This is a genomic window from Bradyrhizobium sp. 25ACV (assembly GCF_054863005.1).
Window position 1 is genome coordinate 716,463 of record NZ_JAVAYO010000001.1, and the last position, 18,279, is coordinate 734,741.

The following is an 18,279-nucleotide window of genomic DNA, read 5'->3' on the forward strand; positions in this document are numbered from 1 at the left end:
CCTCCCCGCCGGTTGCGCGGCATCTAACCGCATCTCGCAGGCGATTACTATCGGCGATGGAGGACGCGTAGCCCGGATGGAGCGAAGCGCAATCCGGGAATCTATCCGCTGATACGGAGGCCCCGGATAGCGCTACGCTCCATCCGGGCTACGACACGTCCCCTCTTCCGCAAGGGAAAGGGGACGGCGAATGCTACATCCCCAACAATCGCGGCAGCCACAGCGACAGGCCGGGCCAGTACGTCACCACCACCAGGAATCCCAGCATCGTCAGCAGCCATGGCCAGACCGCGACCGTAAGCTCGGTGATGCCCATCTTGGCGATGCCGGAAGCGACGTAGAGGTTGAGGCCGACAGGCGGATGGCAGAGGCCGACCTCCATGTTGACCGTCATCAGGATGCCGAAATGGATCGGGTCGATGCCGAGCTTGATCGCGACCGGAAACAGGATCGGAGCCATGATCAGGATGATCGAGGACGGCTCCATCACGTTGCCCGCCAGCAGCAGCAGCAGGTTGACGAGGAGCAGGAAGCCGATCCACCCCAAGCCCTGGTCGATCATCCATTGCGCCAGCGCTTGCGGCACGTTCTCGTAGGTCATCAGGAACGAGAACAGGACGGCGTTGGTGATGATGTAGAGCAGCATCGCCGAAAGATTCGCGGACGACAGCAGCACCCGCGGCACGTCGCTCAGCTTCAGGTCCTTGTAGATGAACACGGCGACGATGAAGGCGTAGACCGCACTGACGGCGGCAGCTTCGGTCGGCGTGAACAGGCCGCTGTAGATGCCGCCGATCACGATCACGATCAGCAGGATGCCCCAGATCGACTTGCGGAAGGCATCGAAGCGCTCGCGCAGCGTTGCCTTCGGCATCCGCGGATAGTCGTTGCGCCAGGCCCGATAGAATGTGGTGGCGCCGAGAAGCGTGGCCAGGACCAATCCCGGCACGATGCCGGCAATGAACAGCTTGCCGACCGAGCTGTTGGTGGAGACGGCGTAGAGGACCATCGGGATCGACGGCGGAATCAGAATGCCGAGCGAGCCCGACGTCGTGATCACGCCCGCGCCGAACCGCTTCGGGAAGCCTTGCGCGACCATCGCCGGCAGGATCACCGAGCCGATCGCCACCACGGTCGCCGGCGACGAGCCGGAAATGGCGGCAAACAGCGCGCAGGCGACCACCCCCGACAGCGCGAGACCGCCGTACCAATGGCCCACCAGCGAGGTCGCGAAGGTGATCATCCGCCGCGCCACCCCGCCATGGGTCAGGAAGTTGCCGGCGAGGATGAAGAACGGGATCGCCATGATCTCGAAATTCTCGATGCCGGTGAACAGCTTCAGCGCCACCGATTCCGTTCGCACGTCGGTCAGCGTGAACATGAAGCTGAGCACGGTGAGACCGAGCGCGATCGAGATCGGCATGCCCGTCAGCATCAAGGAGAGCAGAAGCGCGAACACGATGAGGACGCGCAAGCCCTGCGGCAGCGTGATGACATGGCCCGCATGCGCGAAGCAAAGCGCGACGATCAGGACGGGCAGCAGCATCAGGATCCAGCCGAGCGGGCTGCGCTCGTCGCGGACGACCTGACTATGCGTGACCGGCGCCGGATGCACCGGATCGGCCTCGACGCCCTCGACGCCCGCCATGTCGTGATGCGGCAGCTCGCCGGTGCGGTGGAACGACCAGGCGACCTGCAGGAAGCGGAAGCACATCAGACCGGAGCCGAGCGGGATGGTGAGATAGACCATCCACATCGGTGCTTCCAGATCGTTGGACTGCTGGCCGGTCTGCCACATCTGACCGACGAACGCGGCGCCGAAATAGGCGACGATGGCGGTGAAGAGAGCGCCGCACAGCAGACCGAAGGTGATGACGCGCCGGCGCGATCCGCCGGGCAGGATGTTGACGAGCACGTCGACGCCGACATGGATGCCGGTCCGCACGCCGTAGGCGGCACCGAACTTGGCCATCCAGATGAACATGTAGATGCAGAGTTCCTGCGCCCAGGACAGATCGAGGGCGGCAAGCCAGGTGAACGTCGCGCGCGCCGGGACGGCGAGGAAGGTCAGGTTGCGGGCTTCCGCCCATTTGGCGAGGTCGATCGACAGCCCGGCGCCGTAGCGGTGCAGCACGGCGACGAAGATGAGCGACGTCGCAGCCGCGATCATCGTCGCGATCAGCCATTCCTCGAGATGATCGAGCACACGATTCAGCACACGCAGCAACTTCGTTCCCCCAGGATTGGCTCGTCCATTCAAGAGCGAAACGGCCGGGAGTGCGATCACCCCCGACCGTTGCTATTGTTCTTGTTAGGGCGGCCGTCAGTTCATCTTGACGTCGAGTTCCTTGGCGACGAGGTCGAGCACTTCCTGCCCGACCCGGCCCTTTGCCCATTTATACGTCGGCTGCATCGCCTCCTGCCACGCCTTGCGATCGGCATCGGTCAGGTAATGCAGATTGGTTTTGCCTGTCTTCTTGATCTCGGCCAGCGCATCCTCGTTCTCCTGGCGTGCGATCGAATTGGTGTAGTCGGATGCCTCCGCCATTGCCTTGTCGAGCTGGGTGCGGATATCGGGCGGCAGGCTCGACCAGAACTTCGAATTGACGATGACCGCATATTGCAGATGCGCGTGATAGGAGACGGTGATGTCTTTCTGCACCTCGTAGAATTTCTGCGTCCAATAATTCGACGCCGTGTTCTCGCAGCCGTCGACCACGCCGGTCTGGAGCGCCTGATAGACTTCCGAGAACGCCATGATTTGCGGGATCGTGCCGACCAGACGGAAGTACTGGTCGGCGACCTTTGATCCGGAGATGCGGAATTTCAGGCCCTGGAAATCCGTCGGCTTCACCAACGGACGATTAGAAGAAACCATGTGGAAGCCGTTGTCCCAATAGGCGAGCCCGGTGATGCCCTTGGCTTCCAGCTTCTGGAACAGCCACTTGCCGACCGTACCCTTCATCGCATTGGAATAGGTCTGGTCGTCCTTGAACAGCCAGGGCAGGTCGAGCGCCTCGAACTCCTTGATGCCGAGCGGGGCGAATTTCGCGGTCGAGGGCGCGAGCATCTGCACGGAGCCGAGCTGCAGCGCCTCGATCTCTTCCTTGTCCTTGTAGAGCGTGGAGTTCGGGTAGATTTCGACCTTGACCTTGCCGTCGGTGTATTTCTCGGCGAGCTCCTTGAACTTCAGCGCGCCTTTCCCCTTCGGGGTGTCGTTGGCGACAACGTGGCTGAACTTGATGACGATCGGAGTTTGGGCCTGCGCAGCGGCAGGGGCCAGAATCAGCGCGGCCGCCGCGACCGCAAGAAGCAGTTTGCGCATGAAGACCTCCCAACAACCTCGACAAACCGGGTGCTTTTTTGTTTTCCGGTTTGAGTAGTGGCAGCAATCCGCAGGCCGAACAACTAGACCTAAGCCCAATTTGCCGCAGCCAAGCTATCTTGACGAGCGTTGTCTACGCAACCCGGCACCTGCTTCCGTCCAGGGGAACGAGCGCTTATGTCGCATTGCGGCAGTGCATCAGCTCTTGCGCTGCGCGACCATGAAAAGGCGGCGGAACGGGAACAGGGTCTGCCCCGCCGCATTCTTCGGATAGGCCCTCGCAACCCGCGCGCCATAGGCGGCTTCGAATGCGATCTTCTCCTCGCCTGCGAGCACGTCGAGATAGCGCGTCAGCCAGGTCCCCTTGGTCCATTCCTTGACGGGGTTCTCGCCTTCGAGCACTTGCAGATATTCGGTCTCCCAGATGTCGATGTTGGCCGACATCGGCGCAAGAAGATCATGATAGAACGCCGGCCCCTCGACCGGCGGCGGCGTCACGAGATGCTCGAGCTTGGACCGCCACGGACCATCAAGCGCAGTCTCGCCGATCAGCACATGCGACGGCGCCAGAAAGTTGCGCGGCATCTGCACCGCAAGCATGCCGCTAGGCTTCACCTTCTCCATGACCGAGGGAAACAGCGCCGCATGATTGGGCAGCCAGTGCAGTGCGGCATTGGAATAGATCAAGTCGTATTGCCTGGCCGGGCGCCAATGGCCGAGGTCCTCGTGGGACCATTCCACATCGGGTGCAGCCTTGCGGCCGGCGGCAACCATCTCGGCGGAGCCCTCGACGCCGGTCACGCTCGCCTCCGGCCAGCGCTCCTTGATGAGTTTTGTCACGTTGCCGGCACCCGCGCCGAGATCGGCAATCTCGCGCGGGCCAAAATCCGGAATCCGCATCAAGAGGTCAACGGCGGGCCGGAGCCGGTGGCCGGAGAATTTCAAGTATTGCTGCGGATCCCAGACCATCGCTCAACGCCTTCTTCTTTTTCGTGTTTCCTTCAAGGTCGCACTTGGTTACCACTGCTCGTCCCGCTCAGGCAATTCGCAAGGCGCGCGGGAAGGGCAGGAAACGAACAGCAATAAGCAAGAACCAAACAAGAGAGCGTGTCACAATGGACCTCGGGCTCAAATCGAAAACCGCTGTCGTCACCGGCGCGAGCATCGGCATCGGCCGCGCCATCGCCAAGGGCCTCGCCGCCGAGGGCGTGCGCGTGGTCGGCGTGGCGCGGCGCACCGATCTTCTCGTCGAGCTAGTGAAGGAGGTCGATGGCGGGCTGATCACGCCGCTCGAGCAGGACGTCATGGCCAAGGACGCGGCGGAGCGGATCGCGGCCTTTGCGGTGAAGGAGCTCGGCCATGTCGACATCCTCATCAACAATGCCGGCGGCAGCCGCCCCCTGCCGATCGATGCACCCGACAGCAAATGGGACGAGGCGATCGCGCTGAACTTCACCAGCTACCGCCGCATCGCGCATGCGTTGCTGCCGCAGATGATCGAACGCAAATGGGGCCGCATCGTCAACATCACCGGCAAGTCCGAGCCAGAAGGCCTCAACGCGGCGTTCGCCGCCAAGGCCGCCGTGCACGCCTGGGCCAAGGGCCTGTCGCGCGAGATCGGCGAGCACGGCATCACCATCAACTGCATCCCGCCCGGCCGCATCATGAGCGAGCAGATCCGGCGCAACTACGCGCCTGATTATCGCGAGCGCTTTGCGGAGGAGGAGATTCCGGTCGGCTATTGGGGCGAGCCGGAAGATCTGGCGGCACTGGCAGTGTTCCTGGCCTCACCGGTGGCGCGCTACATCACGGGCACGGTGATCCCGGTGGATGGCGGCCTGCGGCGGTATCAGTTCTAGGGTTGGCCTCCTGAATCCACGGCCCGCGAACGCACGCCACGTCCTGGTTTGCCGCCGGACCTCACGGTTTGACGTAGCTCCAGCCCTGCTCCTGCAGCTCCATGACGCGGACGACGCCGGATTTGACGATCGTGGCCTGTGGAATCAGGCTTATGTCCTTGTTCTCCGCCTTGCGCATGTTTTCCTGCGTGTTGCCGCAAGCTTTAAAGGAGATTTCGGGATGGCTCATCGCGAGCACCTCGATGCGCGGCTTTACCGGCGAGGTGTCGTCGCGCAGCATGTGAAGGCCGGGACCAAAGGTGACGACCTCGATCGACACCGGTTCACCGAGATCGCGATAGTATTGCGCGACGTTGCTCGCATTGTTGAGCGTGAGGTTCATCATCGCAGGCTCGTTGGAATTGACCTGCAGTATCAGCCGGTGCGGCTTTTTCGCGCTCTCGGTTTTTGTAGCCTGAGCCATCTTCGTGTTGTTCGCAGGATCCTGCCTGATCGCGTGATTCTGCCGCGGCTTGCTCACCTGCTTCTGGCCACCCGGATGCTTCGGGGTGCTCGCTTGGCTCTTCTCGCGCGCCTGCGGGATCCACTGGTGGTCCTGCTGCGCCCGCGCGCTTGGTCCGACCAGAAGCCCTATCGTCAAGCCGCCGATGATTGCCATCACCAATTTTGGAGTTATCATCTCGTGTCTCCCATTTCCTGGCCATCACCTACCCGGTCTGGCGACAGCATGTGGCCATTTGCATGCTGCGGCCATTTTCTTGCGCACGTTTTCGAATCCGCTGAGCAGGAATTGTCCGCCTTGCGCCGGGCCAGTGCGGGTGAAAAGGCTCACAACGATTTGACCCTCGTCGGGTAGTGAGCTCAACAACTTTACGACGTCGCCTCCGAAAGCGACGCCGGAGCCGAACGACGGCGACGCTGCCGTGAATTGCATTGGCGTATCCGCATTCAGCCGAAAGGATATGACGTATTCGCTGGCGCTAAGTGACAGCGCCGGTCCGGCGACGATGACTTCCGTGCGGCCTCTGCGGCAGTGGATTGCGAGCTGCATCGCGGCGCCATCCGAGCTGCCGACAGAAGTGGCGGTGGCGGTGACGACCGGCAGATAATCGACTGGCGAAGTCGTCTCGCTGACGATCCAGTCAGTATCCCGGCTACTCCGACTGGACGGTGGAATCTTGCGCGATACGTCTTGCAGACATTCCAGCCGGGCTTGTCCCTCCATCGCCGAACAAGCCCTAAGTGTTTCCATGGGATCGCTCGTACTTTGCGCGTAGGCGATACCGCAGGCGACGTTGAAGGCGACAGCGAGCGGCGGCGCGGCAGTCTTCATGGCCTCGCCTGTACGCTGCGCGCTTTGCGATCCAGCCATTCCTGCGCGGCTTGGAAACGGGTGAGACCCGGGACGGATGCCGCAAGATTGATCGACTGCCATTTCGGATCGAAGCCTGGTGCCTGCAGGCGATCGATGCGCGAGAACAGGTACTCGACAAGGCGAGCCACGCGTTGATAGCGATTGGAGCCCGGCGACCAGTTGAAAGCGACAAGCGCTGTCGGGACCGCGATGGTCGAGATCCGCTCACCCTGCTTGATCAGGTTGGGATACTCATTGGCGTCCAAGGTCGCGGGCAGATAATAGTCCTCGAACTTCTTGTCGTAACCGATCGGGAGGAACTTGAATCCAGCCTCCCAGCGACCCTTTACGAAGGCGTCGACGGGTTTCGAGGTGATGAACACCACGGCCGACATTTCGCCTTTGCGCATCTGTTCCAGGGCAACCTGATGCGGGATGAATGTCTTTTCGACATCGATCCCGAGACGGCTGAAGATGAGTGGTCCTGAATAAGCGGCCGCGGTGCCCAGGGTGTTGAAGTTCACCTTCTTGCCGACAAGATCCTGCAGGCTTGTGATTTCAGGCCGCACAAAGATGTGCAGCTCGGATGGGAAGAGATTGAGCAGATAGGTTATGCGGCTTTTGATCTGCGGTGCCTGAATCTTATACTCCTCGAACGCGTCGGAATTGATGATGGCAGTATCGACGCCGCGCAAATAGAGCAGCGCATTCAGATTGTCGGTGGCCCCACGGGTGACGATCGGCAGGAGATGCAGGTCTGCTCCGTCGTCGACGACGCGAGCCATTTCTGCGGCGAGGCGGATCGGCGCGCCCTCGAGCAGGCCCCCGGCGAGCCCGACCGTCCAGGCGTTCATCCGGTCCTTTTCGTTCTCTTTCGGAAGCGGCCGTCGTTCGAGCTGTGCATCGGCCTTGGCATTTCTCGCCGTTTGCGCTTCCAGGCAGGCCGTTTGAAGCATCATAGCGACCGGCACCAACCAAGTGAGCAGGAGCAACGAGCGTGACTTTGGCGCCTTGTTCATGTCGTTCCCTTCCGGCTCAGCCACCGCAAGCTTTCGTCTCTCGGACTGCAAGAAGCCCACTCTCAGGGTCGCAACGCATCCAGCCGTTCCTTTGCTTCGCGAATTCCGCCCCTGTGTGCCTTCGCGTAGAGTTCGCGCGCCTTGGCCGCTTCGCCGCGAGTTCCATAAGTACCCCAAGCGGATAGAACCGCCGGATCATAGGTCTCGGCGAGCATGAAACTTGCCCGCGCAATGTCTTTCTCAGCCGCGAGCTCGAGTACAATGCGTGCTGCACCAATATTTCCCTGATCGAGCAGCGCCCTGGCACGCGGGATCAAACGGGCCTCCGCCTCGTTCTTGACTGCGTCGGTCGGTGGCGCCGCCACTTCCACGCTCCGCGTCGCCGGCGAGACCGGGGCGGCATTTGCTCGCTCGGCGAGGACGCGCTCATGGGTGGAGCGCCGTGCAAGGTCTCTCTCCCTGGCCTCGGTTTTGCTCAGCTCCTGTTTCAGCGACTGCCGCAGTTCACTGATCTCTCGTTCGGCTGCCTGTCTCTGCTGCCGGGTCGCATTTTCGGCCTCGCGAAATTGCACGTTGCGGGTTTCGATCTCCCGGCGCACTTCGGCAAGTTCGCTCTCCAGCGCAGCGGCGTGCGCCTGAGCCTGTTCGAGAGCGCGGCGTTGTTGATCGGCATCGACAGCTGCTGCCTGTGCTGCTTTGGCTTCCGTGACGAGAGCGGCGTTCTTTTCCTGCTCTTGCTGCAAGGATTGCCGCAGTTCCGCAATCTCCGGGCCCGCCGCCGGGCTTTGCTCCGCGGTCGCAGCTTCCGTCATAGGCAAGTGGCGAGGCATTCCGGCGAGTTCGCTCGCGAGCGCGGCGGCGCGCGACTGCGCCTCGTGGCGTTCCTGCTCGGCGCTCGCCGCCGCTGCCTGTGCGGCGTTCACCTGCCTTGCGCGGACGGCGCTATTTTCCCGCTCGCGCTGCAGGGACTGCTCTAGTTCTGCGATCTCCCGCTGCGCCGCCTCTCTCTGCTGCGCGGCCACATCCTCCGCCTTCCGCGATCCTGCGTCGCGGGCATCGATCTCGCGGCGGAATTCGGCAACGTCGTTCGCGAGCGCAACGTTGCGCGCTTGCTCCTGTTGCAGCGACTGCCGCAACTCGTCCGCCTCAATTTTTGCCGCCTGCGCGTGCTGGACCGCCTCGTCAAGTTCCCTGCGCGCCCCGTCCAGTTCACTGGCGCGCGCATGACTGTGCAAAGCATCTCGATCGGGCCATGGCTCAGGCTGCACCATCCCTGCCGGCACCGTGTACGTCAGGGCTCCGCTCGCTTCGCGCTGAAGGAGCGCTTGCGACCCCGCCCCTATTTCCGGCCGTTGGTCGAGGCTGAGGGCACTCTCGCCGCCGATTTGCGTCGTTTCCGGAATCGCTCGTGCACCGAAAGTGTCGAACACACCCAGTAAGGCCGCTCCAATCAGGATCGCGGGAAGCAAAATGACACCCGCTCCGAGCGGAATGCCCAATGGCCCGCCCTCCGGGTCACTGTCCTCAGTTTCGGAATACCAATGGGTCGGCTCAGCGTTGATTGGAGCGCCGTCTTTGGAGACCCATTTGCCTGCTTGAGGCGACCAGCGAGCCACGTCAACAGCCCCGGTCACATCTTCCACCCAGATGTCTTCTCCGTCCCTGGGTGCAGTATCAATCGGTCGGCGCATCGATCACGCCTCTTTAGATAACGGCTAGAGCGGCGCGCTTGCTCCGCCTGTTTCGCAGTCCGGCATGGAAGAAAATCCCTTAGATCAAAATGGCTTGGCAGAAATCATACCGCAATTAAATATTTAAATAAATTATATATTTTGAACGAAATGCGGAGTCAAATTAAATCAGCCTGGTACGGCAAGGGGGCGTCAAATCAGGCGCGCTTGTTTCCTGTTGGCATCGTCTTCATCGCGCAGTCGGGTACGTTGCCGCCCACGGTGAACCAAAGCTCGTACATCGTATGGAATATGGGCAGGGCACGGCGAACATGCGAAGCTGACGGCGTTTTCGCAGCGTCTCGGAGCTGAGGAGTGACCGATGCGCCTTGCATTGCCCTATTTGGGAATTGGCGTCTGTTTGTCTCTTGCGACCTGGTTGGCGTTGGGGCTTGTATTCGAGTGACGGTTTTCCACCACGAGCGTTGATCTCCACGTCACTTAGCCCGCCGGTTTCTTACCAGCCGTCTTGCCGCGACCTCGCGCCGACAACAATGTCGGCGACAGCGCGCCGAGCATCTTCCTTGCCTTCAAAGGCGGCCAATCGTGCTCGTGAGAGGTGCGCGCACGATCACTGACCCGCCGCCGGCTTCTTCAACCACCACCTGCGGATCAACAGGTACTGCATGGCGCAAGTCGCCCCTCCCGTGGCAGCGAGCCACGCCATGAACGCGCAGCGACACCCATCGACGAACGTTCAGCACTCAGCACGATGAGTTTCGCAAATGCTCTGCCATTCTGCGCGTTAGACGCTCGGGAAGGCACAACTCGGTTCCGCAAATCTGCGCCGTTCTGAGGCCGGAACGCCAAGTCCGCCAACGCGTTTATCTCCCATATCGAAGGAGAAGATCATGAGCGTTGAAGGCAAGATCAAGGAAGGCGCCGGTTACATCAAGGAAGAGATGAACGAGCATGGCAAGGATCCCGAGAGCCAGCGCAAGGCTCAAGAGGGACGCGATCTTCGCAATGAGGGCCGCATGGAAGACGGCAAGCCCCCGAAGACCACCAAGCCCGGCACCGGCCACTGATACGATCTCATCCAAACCGCCCCCGGCTGATGTCGGGGGCGGTTTTATTTCGAGGTAGAAAGCGCGCGCCAATCAGACCCGCGCCGACGGCCTTTCCTTCAAACCCGCCAAGCCTGCCCAAAACATCAGCGATGTAATGGCCGATGGGCATGGCCCCCCGCTCTATCCATCAGGGAACATGGTCTGCATCCCGCCGTTGCTCCAGCCCCACTGGAGGAAAGTTCATGTCCAAGACATCGCTCGCCGAGATCGCGAAGGAAATGGCCGACATCGATATCGCCATTCTTTCGACCCACACCGAGAACGGCGAAATCGCCAACCGTCCCATGAGCAACAACGGCGATGTCGCCTACGACGGCACGTCTTATTACTTCGCCTATGAACAGACCCGCACCGTCTCGGACATCCAACGAAATCCGAAAGTCGCGCTCGGGTTTTCGTCAGAAGCGGGCCTCTTCTCGAAGGGGATCTACGTCGCCGTCGAGGGAACGGCCGAACTGATCCGGGACAAGGCGGCTTTCCAGCAGCACTGGACGAGCGATCTCGACAAATGGTTCGACCACGGCATCGATACGCCTGGCATCGTGCTGATCAAGGTCAAAGCCAACCGCATCACTTATTGGAAGGGCCGTGAAGAGGGTGTGGTTGCGCTCTGATCGGCTCCGTGACGGTGCGGCGATTCGTTGATTGGTTGTTCCGGAGCCGCGAAACAGGTGCCATCACCATCGCGCAGTGGCCGAATCTTCTTCTTTGGATCGTTATCGTTGCGGGCCTTCTGCTTTGGATCTGGCCTTCCTCAGGCAAAGTCAGCGCCGGCTTGACGATCGTCATGAAGGGCGGACTCGTCGTCTGGGGCGCCGACGAGGTCTTCCGCGGCGTGAATCCCTGGCGGCGCTGTCTCGGCGCTGCCGTAGTCGTCTATGAATTCATGACGCTTCTGCCGTGAACCCACGTATTTCAGTCCATCACCTGATCGGCACCGATCAGAAAACTTTCGGGGATCACGTTTTGCCCGACGGGTCAACTTGATCGCAGCCGCGACTGCCGTCGCAAGGCGGTACAAAAATCCCTTGTCAATCAAGGGGACTTCTACTGTGCATGGGGTTGTTTTTCGACTTTTTGTCTTGGACCCCGAGAAAAATGTACAAGCACCGCTCACTCCGCCTGCAGGATCTCCGCAATCGCCGCCCCCGCCGCTACCGTGCCGAGCTTGCCGCCGACGTCCCGCGTCGCCCTGCCCTCGCCAATCGCCTTCGCCACCGCCGCCTCGATGGCGTGCCCGGCCTCTTCATAGCGGACCGCACCAGTCTTCTCGCCGTGCCAGGCCAGCAGCAGCGCGGTCGACAGGATCAACGAGACGGGATTGGCGACGTCCTGTCCGGCAATGTCGGGCGCGGAGCCGTGCGCGGCCTGCGCCATCGCGTAGCGCTCGCCGACATTGAGCGAGCCGCCGAGGCCGAGGCTCCCCGAAAGTTCGGCGGTAAGATCGGACAGGATGTCGCCGAACATGTTGGTGGACACGATGACGTCGAAACGATCGGGACTGCGCACCACATGCGCCATCATGGCATCGACCAGGATGTCGTCGACGCTCAGTCCTGCATAGGCCTTCGCCGTCGCGCGGCAGATCTCGAGAAACATGCCGTCGCCGATCTTGAGCACATTGGCCTTGTGCACGATGGTGAGGTGTCTCTGCCGCTTCATGGCGAGCCGGCATGCGGCATGCGCGATGCGCTCACAGCATAGGCGTGTGATCCTTCGCAGCGAGATCACCACATCAGGCGTGACCAGCATCTCGCCATTGCCCTGCTCCAGGTTTCGGTCGGCGTAGAACCCCTCGGTATTCTCGCGGACCACGACGAGGTCGAAATCACCAAGGCGGCCGGGCCGCCCCGCATAGGTGCGCGCGGGCCTGATATTGGCGTAGAGGTCGAGGTTCTTGCGGAAGTACCTGGACGGATTGATCTCGCCACGCGCCTCGTCCTTGAAGTCGAACGTCGCAGTCGGACCCAGGATCAAGCCGTCAGCGGCGCGGACGATGTCGAGCAACTCGGGGCGCACGGTCGTGCCTGATAGCTTCAGGCTCGCATGTCCGACTGCGTGCTCCTCGAGGCGCAAATTGAGCTGGAAGCGCTCGGAGGCCGCGCGCAGCACGCCCGATGTCGCGGTCGTGATCTCGGGTCCGATGCCGTCACCGGGCAGAACGACGATTTGCATGGCGACCCCCTGATTTTTGCAGCAGCGGCGCGATCGTACGGCAGCGCGAGGCGGCATCGCCCCACCTTCACGCATACACAGCATGCAAGCATATGCCTGTGGAAGGCGGCCCCACCGTAGTACATGCGAAATGACCGATTTGAGCCGCGCCGCCGGAGCCACGCGCCAACGCAATGACGATCACGTTACCTGCCGCCGCGCGCGAGCCCGACCACACCATCTCTGACGGCCTCCCCGCCGCGCAGCGGCGCTGGGCGATCGCCGCGATCTTCACCGCGCTGGCGATGGCCTCGCTCGACACCGCGATCGCCAACATCGCCCTGCCCGCCATTGCCGCCGATCTGCATGTCTCGCCGGAGCAGTCGGTCTGGGTGGTCAACGTCTACCAGATCGCCCTGGTGGCGACGCTGCTGCCGTTGGGCGCGCTCGGCGAGATCGTCGGACACCAGCGCATTTATCTCGGCGGCCTCATCCTGTTCACCATCGCCTCGCTGCTCTGCGCGGAGGCTTGGTCGCTGGACAGTTTGCTGGTCGCGCGCACGCTGCAGGGGCTGGGTGCCAGCGGCATCATGAGCGTCAACACCGCGCTGGTGCGCTTCGTCTATCCCGGCCGGATGCTGGGCCGCGGCTTTGGCCACAACGCGCTTGTGGTCGCGACCGCCTTCACCTTCGGCCCCACGATCGCCTCCGCCATCCTGGCGATCGGCCCGTGGCCGTGGCTGTTCGCCGTCAACATCCCGTTCGGCCTCGTCGCGATCGGCATCGGCTTTGCGATGCTGCCGAAGACGCCGCGGGCCGATCACGGCTTTGACTTTCTCGGCGCGCTGCTGGCCGCCGCCTGCCTCGGCCTGTTCATCACCGGCATCGGCAGTGCCGCGCATAATCTGTCGCCGATCGTCGTGGGCATCGAGCTGGTCACGGCCCTCGCGCTCGGCTTCATCCTGACGCGACGTCACGCCGATCACCCGGCGCCGATGCTGCCGATCGACCTGTTCAGCCGGCCGATGTTCGCGCTGTCGGCCGCGACCGCGGTGTGCTCCTTCGCCGTGCAGGGCCTCGCCTTCGTCTCGCTGCCGTTCTATTTCGAGGACGTGCTCGGGCGCTCGCAGGTCGAGACCGGCTTCTTCATGACGCCGTGGCCGCTGGTGGTCGGCATCATGGCGCCGATCGCGGGACGCCTGTCCGACCGCCATGCGGTTGGCCTGCTCGGCGGCATCGGCCTGGTGCTGCTCGGCCTCGGCATGGCGCTGCTTGCGACGCTTCCGGCCAACCCCGCCATCGCCGACATCATCTGGCGGATGGTGATCTGCGGCATGGGCTTCGGCTTCTTCCAGGCGCCGAACATGAAGGCGGTGATGTCAAGCGCGCCGCCGCATCGCAGCGGCAGCGCCTCGGGCATCGTCGCGACCGCGCGCCTGACGGGACAGACGACGGGGGCGGCCCTCGCGGCGCTCTGCTTCGCGCTCGCCGGCCACGACGGGGCAACCGTCGCGCTGGCGCTCGGCGCCGGCTTTGCCGCACTCGGCAGCGTGATGAGCTTTCTGAGGCTGGCGGTGAAGTAGACCGAACGCATTTCCGCGCCTCATCGGCCGGCCTGCCTTCACGGAGCCTTTTGCGCGATGGGACGGCTCACGATTGCCGCGGCATCGAGCGGCTCGCATTTGATCGTCCGTGTCAGCCTTGGCGGGCCGTTCCAGCCCGCGGTCTCGCGCAGAGGCGCAAACGTGCCCCCTTGCGGGGTCAGGATGATCGGCTCCGACTTCAGGCAGAGATCGGGAAATGCGAGGCCATGGCCCCCGCCTGGGCTGAACCGCCCAACCAGCGTCTGGGAAGCCTGCATCCGCGTCGCCGGGGAGGCCCGCATCGTGCGGTCGGGGTCGAACGCGCGGTAGCACGGCCAATCGGTGTGGTTCGCTTCGAACTCATAGACGATCCGGCATGCCGCGCCAGCCGATTTCACAAACGGCGCATCCGACGGCGCGGCCGCATCGCGTTCGAAAACCAGGGTCTGCAGCGTCAGCACTTCGCTCGTCGCGCGGGACACGTCCGGCTTGCCCGGCTCGATCGCTATTTCCCCACGCGAGAACACCAGCTTGGTCCTCGGTCGCGCCTCCTTGGTCTCCAGCACCAGCATGGGTCTCTCCGCCCACGAGCGGTCCAGGTCCACCTCACCGTTGCCCATCGTCAACAGCACATTGCCAACGGAAGGGTTGTCCCTCGCGAAATCGATCGTGCGAAGGTGCACGCTCGACTTCGACGCCTCGAGGCTCAGGAATCGCAAATCGTCGGCCTTGCGCGTGATCGGCATCATCGGATCGAAGCGATCGTCGATGTTGAACCGGACGATCTTCTTCAGCTTGGCCGAGAGAGGCCCTTTGGCGGCGAGCGGCGGTGCCACGTCGATCACAAGCAGGGCACCGCCGGGCGAAAAGCTGTTGCCGAAGGCGCGCTGCCAGGCGGCAGTCAGCAGCGAATCCGTCCGCTGATCGATGTCCCGCGCGAAATAAATCTGCTGTCCGGCGCGAACCAGCGGAAAGTTCTGAAATGCACCGAGCGCCGCGCCCTTGCGAACCTCCGGTTCGGGGAAGGTGACGCATTTGGACTGGTCGTCGCCTCCGGACTCCTCGACCTTCCTGGATGCAGAGCGGGAGCAGAAGCTCAGATGCTGCTCCTTTGTCTTCTGTGTGCTGATCGACGTCGCGTAGACGAGATCCGGACTTCCGGGCACTTCCATCGGAAGCGGAGAGGTCGCGAACATGTCGACCTCCACCCTGCTGAGCGACGGGCCCGCATCGACCGAGCAGAGATCCCGGGTCGGCAGGGTATTGGTGAGGAGACGCGCCGGATCGGCGCCGACGATGCAGGACATGCTGTCCTGCGGGTTGTTCCGGCTCATCCAGATCAGATGGTCCTTGCCCGCTCCGTCGACCAGGAGATGCGGCGCCGCGTGTCGACGGCGCGGCGGCAACCAGACCGGCATGGTTTCGGACAGCATGGGCTCCCGCTTGAGCAGCGCTTCCGGCAACCGCGTCACGCCGAGCGAGCGCAACTCGGCGCTGACGGCGTTGGGATCGGTCGTCCACTCGAGAACGGGAACACTCGCGCAGGTGATGCAGGTCACCGCAAGATTGGAGCGGACGTTCTCGAACATGAGAATGACCTGATCGGGGTCGCTGCCGTATTTGGCCGGCGCGGCCGCCTTGAACGGATGATCCACCACACGGCTGACCAGAAATCCGTTCGACCGCGACGGGTCCGAATCGAACTCGAAATAGGTCGATCGGTCCCAGCCGCGATAGGCGTCGTATCCGCCGAGGCTCACGCCCGCTAGAACCATCTTGGAGTCGGTCTGACAACGCGCCGCGCTGCTCTCCTGGCTGCCGTTTCGTATGTAGAGACAGAGTCGAAAAGCCGCGTTCTGCAGAATGCGATCGCAATCGTTCTGGTTATAGCCGTAGGTCGCAAGGCCGTGGCGATAGCACAGGTCATGGAAGACGCACGCCTGCCTGAAGCGCTGCAGGACGAGATGGCGCTTTTGGTTGGAATCCCTGCCGCCGTCGAAAAATATGTTGGCCCAAGGCGGCAGGCTGCAGTTCAAGCCCTCGCCGCTGCCACCGATGGTACTGACGACGTCCGGCCCCGATTGAAAGGCCGTGACGGTGGCGGGCATCTCACCGTCGGTGATGTCGTCGACGTTCTTGTAGATGGAATCGGCGATGAAGGAAGGCAGATACGCGAGGACCAGCACCGCTACGACAATCAGCGCAACAGACCAGCGGATCACCTTCTTGAACATGGCCCACCCCCGCTAAAGCTTTTCCGGCGATGACGTCGGTCGCAATGGCAGACGAGCACTGAGCCTCGCGGGCAAATTCAAATGCCCGCGCGGAACGTCGAGACGCCGAAATCGCGGCAGGCCCGGTGTCGTCCTGATGACGATCAGCTTGAGGTTGTCCTGCTGTCAAGCGGGGATCTCACACATGACAGCCAGTTTGATTGCCGATGGCACGCCGGGCAGCGCATCACAGCGTCGTGGGCGGTTCCATCGCTCCCGATGTCAGGCCAGATGTCGAGCCTCGGTCGCGCCCGCAGCCACGGCTGGACTCGGCATTTGCTCGTCCAGCGCCGCCAGGCGCGAATCAATGGCGGCGATGACCTTGCGCGAGAACGGTCCGAGATGGGCATAGGCTGCGATCATCTGCACGGCAATGCGCGCGGATGTCGTGTCGCGCTTGGCGCAGTTCATGAAAGTTTGCCACAACGGTCCACGCGCCTCGGGAAGGGCGGTGACCACCTTGTGCACCGTCTCCATCGCACCGAGCTTGGCGCGGATATCGCCTTCGGCGAGCTCGTGGCGCTGCCGGGACCGGTCGAGCAGCGTCATGAGGCGGTCGACGCGTCCTGAATAGGCAGCCGGGCTGTAGACGTGCTCCAGCACCCGCTTGTAGTCCGTCAGGATGTCGCGGAGCGGGCGCACCGGATCGAAATTGATTCCAGCCGTGCACTGATCGGCGCCGATGGTCGGCGCCACATCGTGGCCCGCGTGGAGCCGGCCTTCGCGCTCCAGGCGGCGCGTCAGCTGCGTGTTCGGCAAGGCATAGAGTAGTCCGACCATGCTGACGGGAATCGCCGCTTCCTCGATGAAATCGATCATGGCGTCCGCCATGGAGACCTTCTCATTGTCGAAGCCGACGATGAAGCCAGCGGTGACGAGCATGCCGGCGGCGTAGATCTTGTGGATGCTCTCGGCGATGTTGCGCCGCGTATTCTGCTTCTTCCGCATCGCGACCAGCGTTGCCGGATCCGGACTCTCGATACCGACGAAGATGGCGAAGAAATTCGCAGCCCCCATCAACTCCAATAGCTCGGGATCATCGGCCAGGTTGACCGAGGCTTCGGTCGACAATTCGAACGGATAGCCGTGGGTCCGCTGCCATTCTGCGAGTTTCGGCAGGAACTGCCGCAGCGACTTCTTGTTGCCGATGAAATTGTCGTCGACGAAGTCGAGATGGCCGCGATAGCCCATCTGATAGAGCCTCTCGAGCTCGACGAACATCTGCTCGATCGTCTTGGTCCGCGGCACGCGGCCATAGAGCTCGATGATGTCGCAGAACTCGCAGGTGAAGGGACAACCGCGCGAATACTGCACACCGAGATAGAGATAGTCCTCGAACTTGAGCAAGTCGAAACGCGGCACCGGCGTCTTGGTCACGTCCGCCTGGAATTTCGGTGCGGTGAAGGTACCGCTCCGCGCGCCACCCTCCCAGGCCGCAATGAATTCGTCGATGACGCTCTCGGCCTCGCCGAGCACCCGGAAGTCGGCCCGCTCATAGATGTGGGGGCTTGAAGTCGGGTCGGGACCGCCCACGACCACCGGCTTGCCTGCGGCACGGCAGAGCTCGATCAGGCGCAGCGTGTCGGCCTGCTGCGGCATCATCCCGCCGGTGAAGACGACGTCAGCCCAGGCGAGATCCTCGTCGTTGAAGGGCGCCGTGTTGCAATCGATCAGCCGGACCGTCCAGCTTTCGGGCAGCATCGCGGCAACGGTGATCAGGCCCAAAGGAGCGGCCGGGCGCTTTACGCCCAATACCTTGCAGGATTCGCCAAAGGTCCAGAAGGACTCTGCCGAGAACAGCGGGTACAGCATCAGCACGTTGGGACTCGGCACGTTCATGGAACTCCTTCTGGCATCGGCGCAGTGTATCAAAGCGCCTGCGTCTTGCACCCCGGCAAAAGGGACAAACTGT

The 18,279-nt window shown here is 62.7% G+C and carries 15 protein-coding genes and 1 pseudogene; 5 read left to right on the forward strand and 11 right to left on the reverse strand.

The annotated features are described in order from the left end of the window. Nucleotides 1–193: 193 nt before the first annotated feature. From RAD04_RS03155 to RAD04_RS03170, 4 genes and pseudogenes are all read right to left on the reverse strand, one after another. Nucleotides 194–1,474 carry a TRAP transporter large permease gene (locus RAD04_RS03155; RefSeq protein ID WP_244550726.1) on the reverse strand — a complete coding sequence of 427 codons (1,281 nt, stop codon included), beginning with the start codon at nucleotides 1,472–1,474 and terminating at the stop codon, nucleotides 194–196. Nucleotides 1,475–1,693: 219 nt separating this feature from the next. Continuing rightward, a pseudogene (locus RAD04_RS03160) lies at nucleotides 1,694–2,170 on the reverse strand (TRAP transporter small permease); the annotation flags it as partial. A 153-nt stretch (nucleotides 2,171–2,323) separates the two neighbouring features. Further along, complete coding sequence (locus RAD04_RS03165; protein ID WP_461622587.1) at nucleotides 2,324–3,325, reverse strand: DctP family TRAP transporter solute-binding subunit; 1,002 nt, start codon at nucleotides 3,323–3,325, stop codon at nucleotides 2,324–2,326. Nucleotides 3,326–3,523: 198 nt separating this feature from the next. Further along, the gene (locus tag RAD04_RS03170) at nucleotides 3,524–4,294 is read right to left on the reverse strand and encodes a methyltransferase domain-containing protein (protein WP_461622588.1); all 771 of its coding nucleotides are present in this window, start codon (nucleotides 4,292–4,294) and stop codon (nucleotides 3,524–3,526) included. A 146-nt stretch (nucleotides 4,295–4,440) separates the two neighbouring features. On the opposite strand from RAD04_RS03170, the gene RAD04_RS03175 reads away from it, so the two are divergent. Beyond that, on the forward strand, nucleotides 4,441–5,184 hold the full coding sequence (locus RAD04_RS03175; RefSeq protein WP_461622589.1) for an SDR family NAD(P)-dependent oxidoreductase: 744 nt from the start codon (nucleotides 4,441–4,443) through the stop codon (nucleotides 5,182–5,184). Nucleotides 5,185–5,245: 61 nt separating this feature from the next. Here the strand turns inward: RAD04_RS03175 and RAD04_RS03180 are convergent, their stop codons facing one another. From RAD04_RS03180 to RAD04_RS03195, 4 genes are all read right to left on the reverse strand, one after another. Beyond that, the gene (locus RAD04_RS03180; protein ID WP_461622590.1) at nucleotides 5,246–5,863 is read right to left on the reverse strand and encodes a DsrE family protein; all 618 of its coding nucleotides are present in this window, start codon (nucleotides 5,861–5,863) and stop codon (nucleotides 5,246–5,248) included. Nucleotides 5,864–5,887: 24 nt separating this feature from the next. Continuing rightward, the gene (locus RAD04_RS03185) at nucleotides 5,888–6,517 is read right to left on the reverse strand and encodes a hypothetical protein (protein WP_461622591.1); all 630 of its coding nucleotides are present in this window, start codon (nucleotides 6,515–6,517) and stop codon (nucleotides 5,888–5,890) included. Continuing rightward, nucleotides 6,514–7,557, reverse strand: coding sequence for a TAXI family TRAP transporter solute-binding subunit (locus tag RAD04_RS03190; RefSeq protein ID WP_461622592.1), 1,044 nt, complete (start codon nucleotides 7,555–7,557; stop codon nucleotides 6,514–6,516). The genes RAD04_RS03185 and RAD04_RS03190 overlap by 4 nt, the downstream gene beginning before the upstream one ends. Nucleotides 7,558–7,619: 62 nt before the next feature. Next, nucleotides 7,620–9,200 carry a coiled-coil domain-containing protein gene (locus RAD04_RS03195; protein WP_461622593.1) on the reverse strand — a complete coding sequence of 527 codons (1,581 nt, stop codon included), beginning with the start codon at nucleotides 9,198–9,200 and terminating at the stop codon, nucleotides 7,620–7,622. Nucleotides 9,201–10,138: 938 nt separating this feature from the next. On the opposite strand from RAD04_RS03195, the gene RAD04_RS03200 reads away from it, so the two are divergent. The 3 genes from RAD04_RS03200 to RAD04_RS03210 all read left to right on the forward strand — a co-directional run bounded on the left by RAD04_RS03200 (nucleotide 10,139) and on the right by RAD04_RS03210 (nucleotide 11,261). Beyond that, entirely contained in the window at nucleotides 10,139–10,315 is a 177-nt protein-coding gene (locus RAD04_RS03200; protein WP_018322718.1) for a hypothetical protein, read from the forward strand. A 224-nt stretch (nucleotides 10,316–10,539) separates the two neighbouring features. After that, complete coding sequence (locus RAD04_RS03205; protein WP_461622594.1) at nucleotides 10,540–10,971, forward strand: pyridoxamine 5'-phosphate oxidase family protein; 432 nt, start codon at nucleotides 10,540–10,542, stop codon at nucleotides 10,969–10,971. A gap of 14 nt (nucleotides 10,972–10,985) precedes the next feature. Then, entirely contained in the window at nucleotides 10,986–11,261 is a 276-nt protein-coding gene (locus RAD04_RS03210; RefSeq protein WP_461622705.1) for a hypothetical protein, read from the forward strand. Nucleotides 11,262–11,470: 209 nt separating this feature from the next. Here RAD04_RS03210 and RAD04_RS03215 read toward each other — a convergent pair whose 3' ends face one another. Beyond that, nucleotides 11,471–12,532, reverse strand: coding sequence for an isocitrate/isopropylmalate dehydrogenase family protein (locus tag RAD04_RS03215; RefSeq protein WP_461622595.1), 1,062 nt, complete (start codon nucleotides 12,530–12,532; stop codon nucleotides 11,471–11,473). Nucleotides 12,533–12,705: 173 nt separating this feature from the next. On the opposite strand from RAD04_RS03215, the gene RAD04_RS03220 reads away from it, so the two are divergent. Next, the gene (locus RAD04_RS03220) at nucleotides 12,706–14,094 is read left to right on the forward strand and encodes an MFS transporter (RefSeq protein ID WP_461622596.1); all 1,389 of its coding nucleotides are present in this window, start codon (nucleotides 12,706–12,708) and stop codon (nucleotides 14,092–14,094) included. A gap of 38 nt (nucleotides 14,095–14,132) precedes the next feature. On the opposite strand, the gene RAD04_RS03225 is transcribed toward RAD04_RS03220, so the two are convergent. Together RAD04_RS03225 and RAD04_RS03230 are read right to left on the reverse strand one after the other, a co-directional pair. Then, nucleotides 14,133–16,328 (reverse strand): hypothetical protein, encoded by a 2,196-nt coding sequence (locus RAD04_RS03225; protein ID WP_461622597.1) that lies wholly within the window; start codon nucleotides 16,326–16,328, stop codon nucleotides 14,133–14,135. Between the two features lie 261 nt (nucleotides 16,329–16,589). Then, nucleotides 16,590–18,206 carry a B12-binding domain-containing radical SAM protein gene (locus RAD04_RS03230; RefSeq protein WP_461622598.1) on the reverse strand — a complete coding sequence of 539 codons (1,617 nt, stop codon included), beginning with the start codon at nucleotides 18,204–18,206 and terminating at the stop codon, nucleotides 16,590–16,592. Between the last annotated feature and the right edge of the window lie 73 nt (nucleotides 18,207–18,279).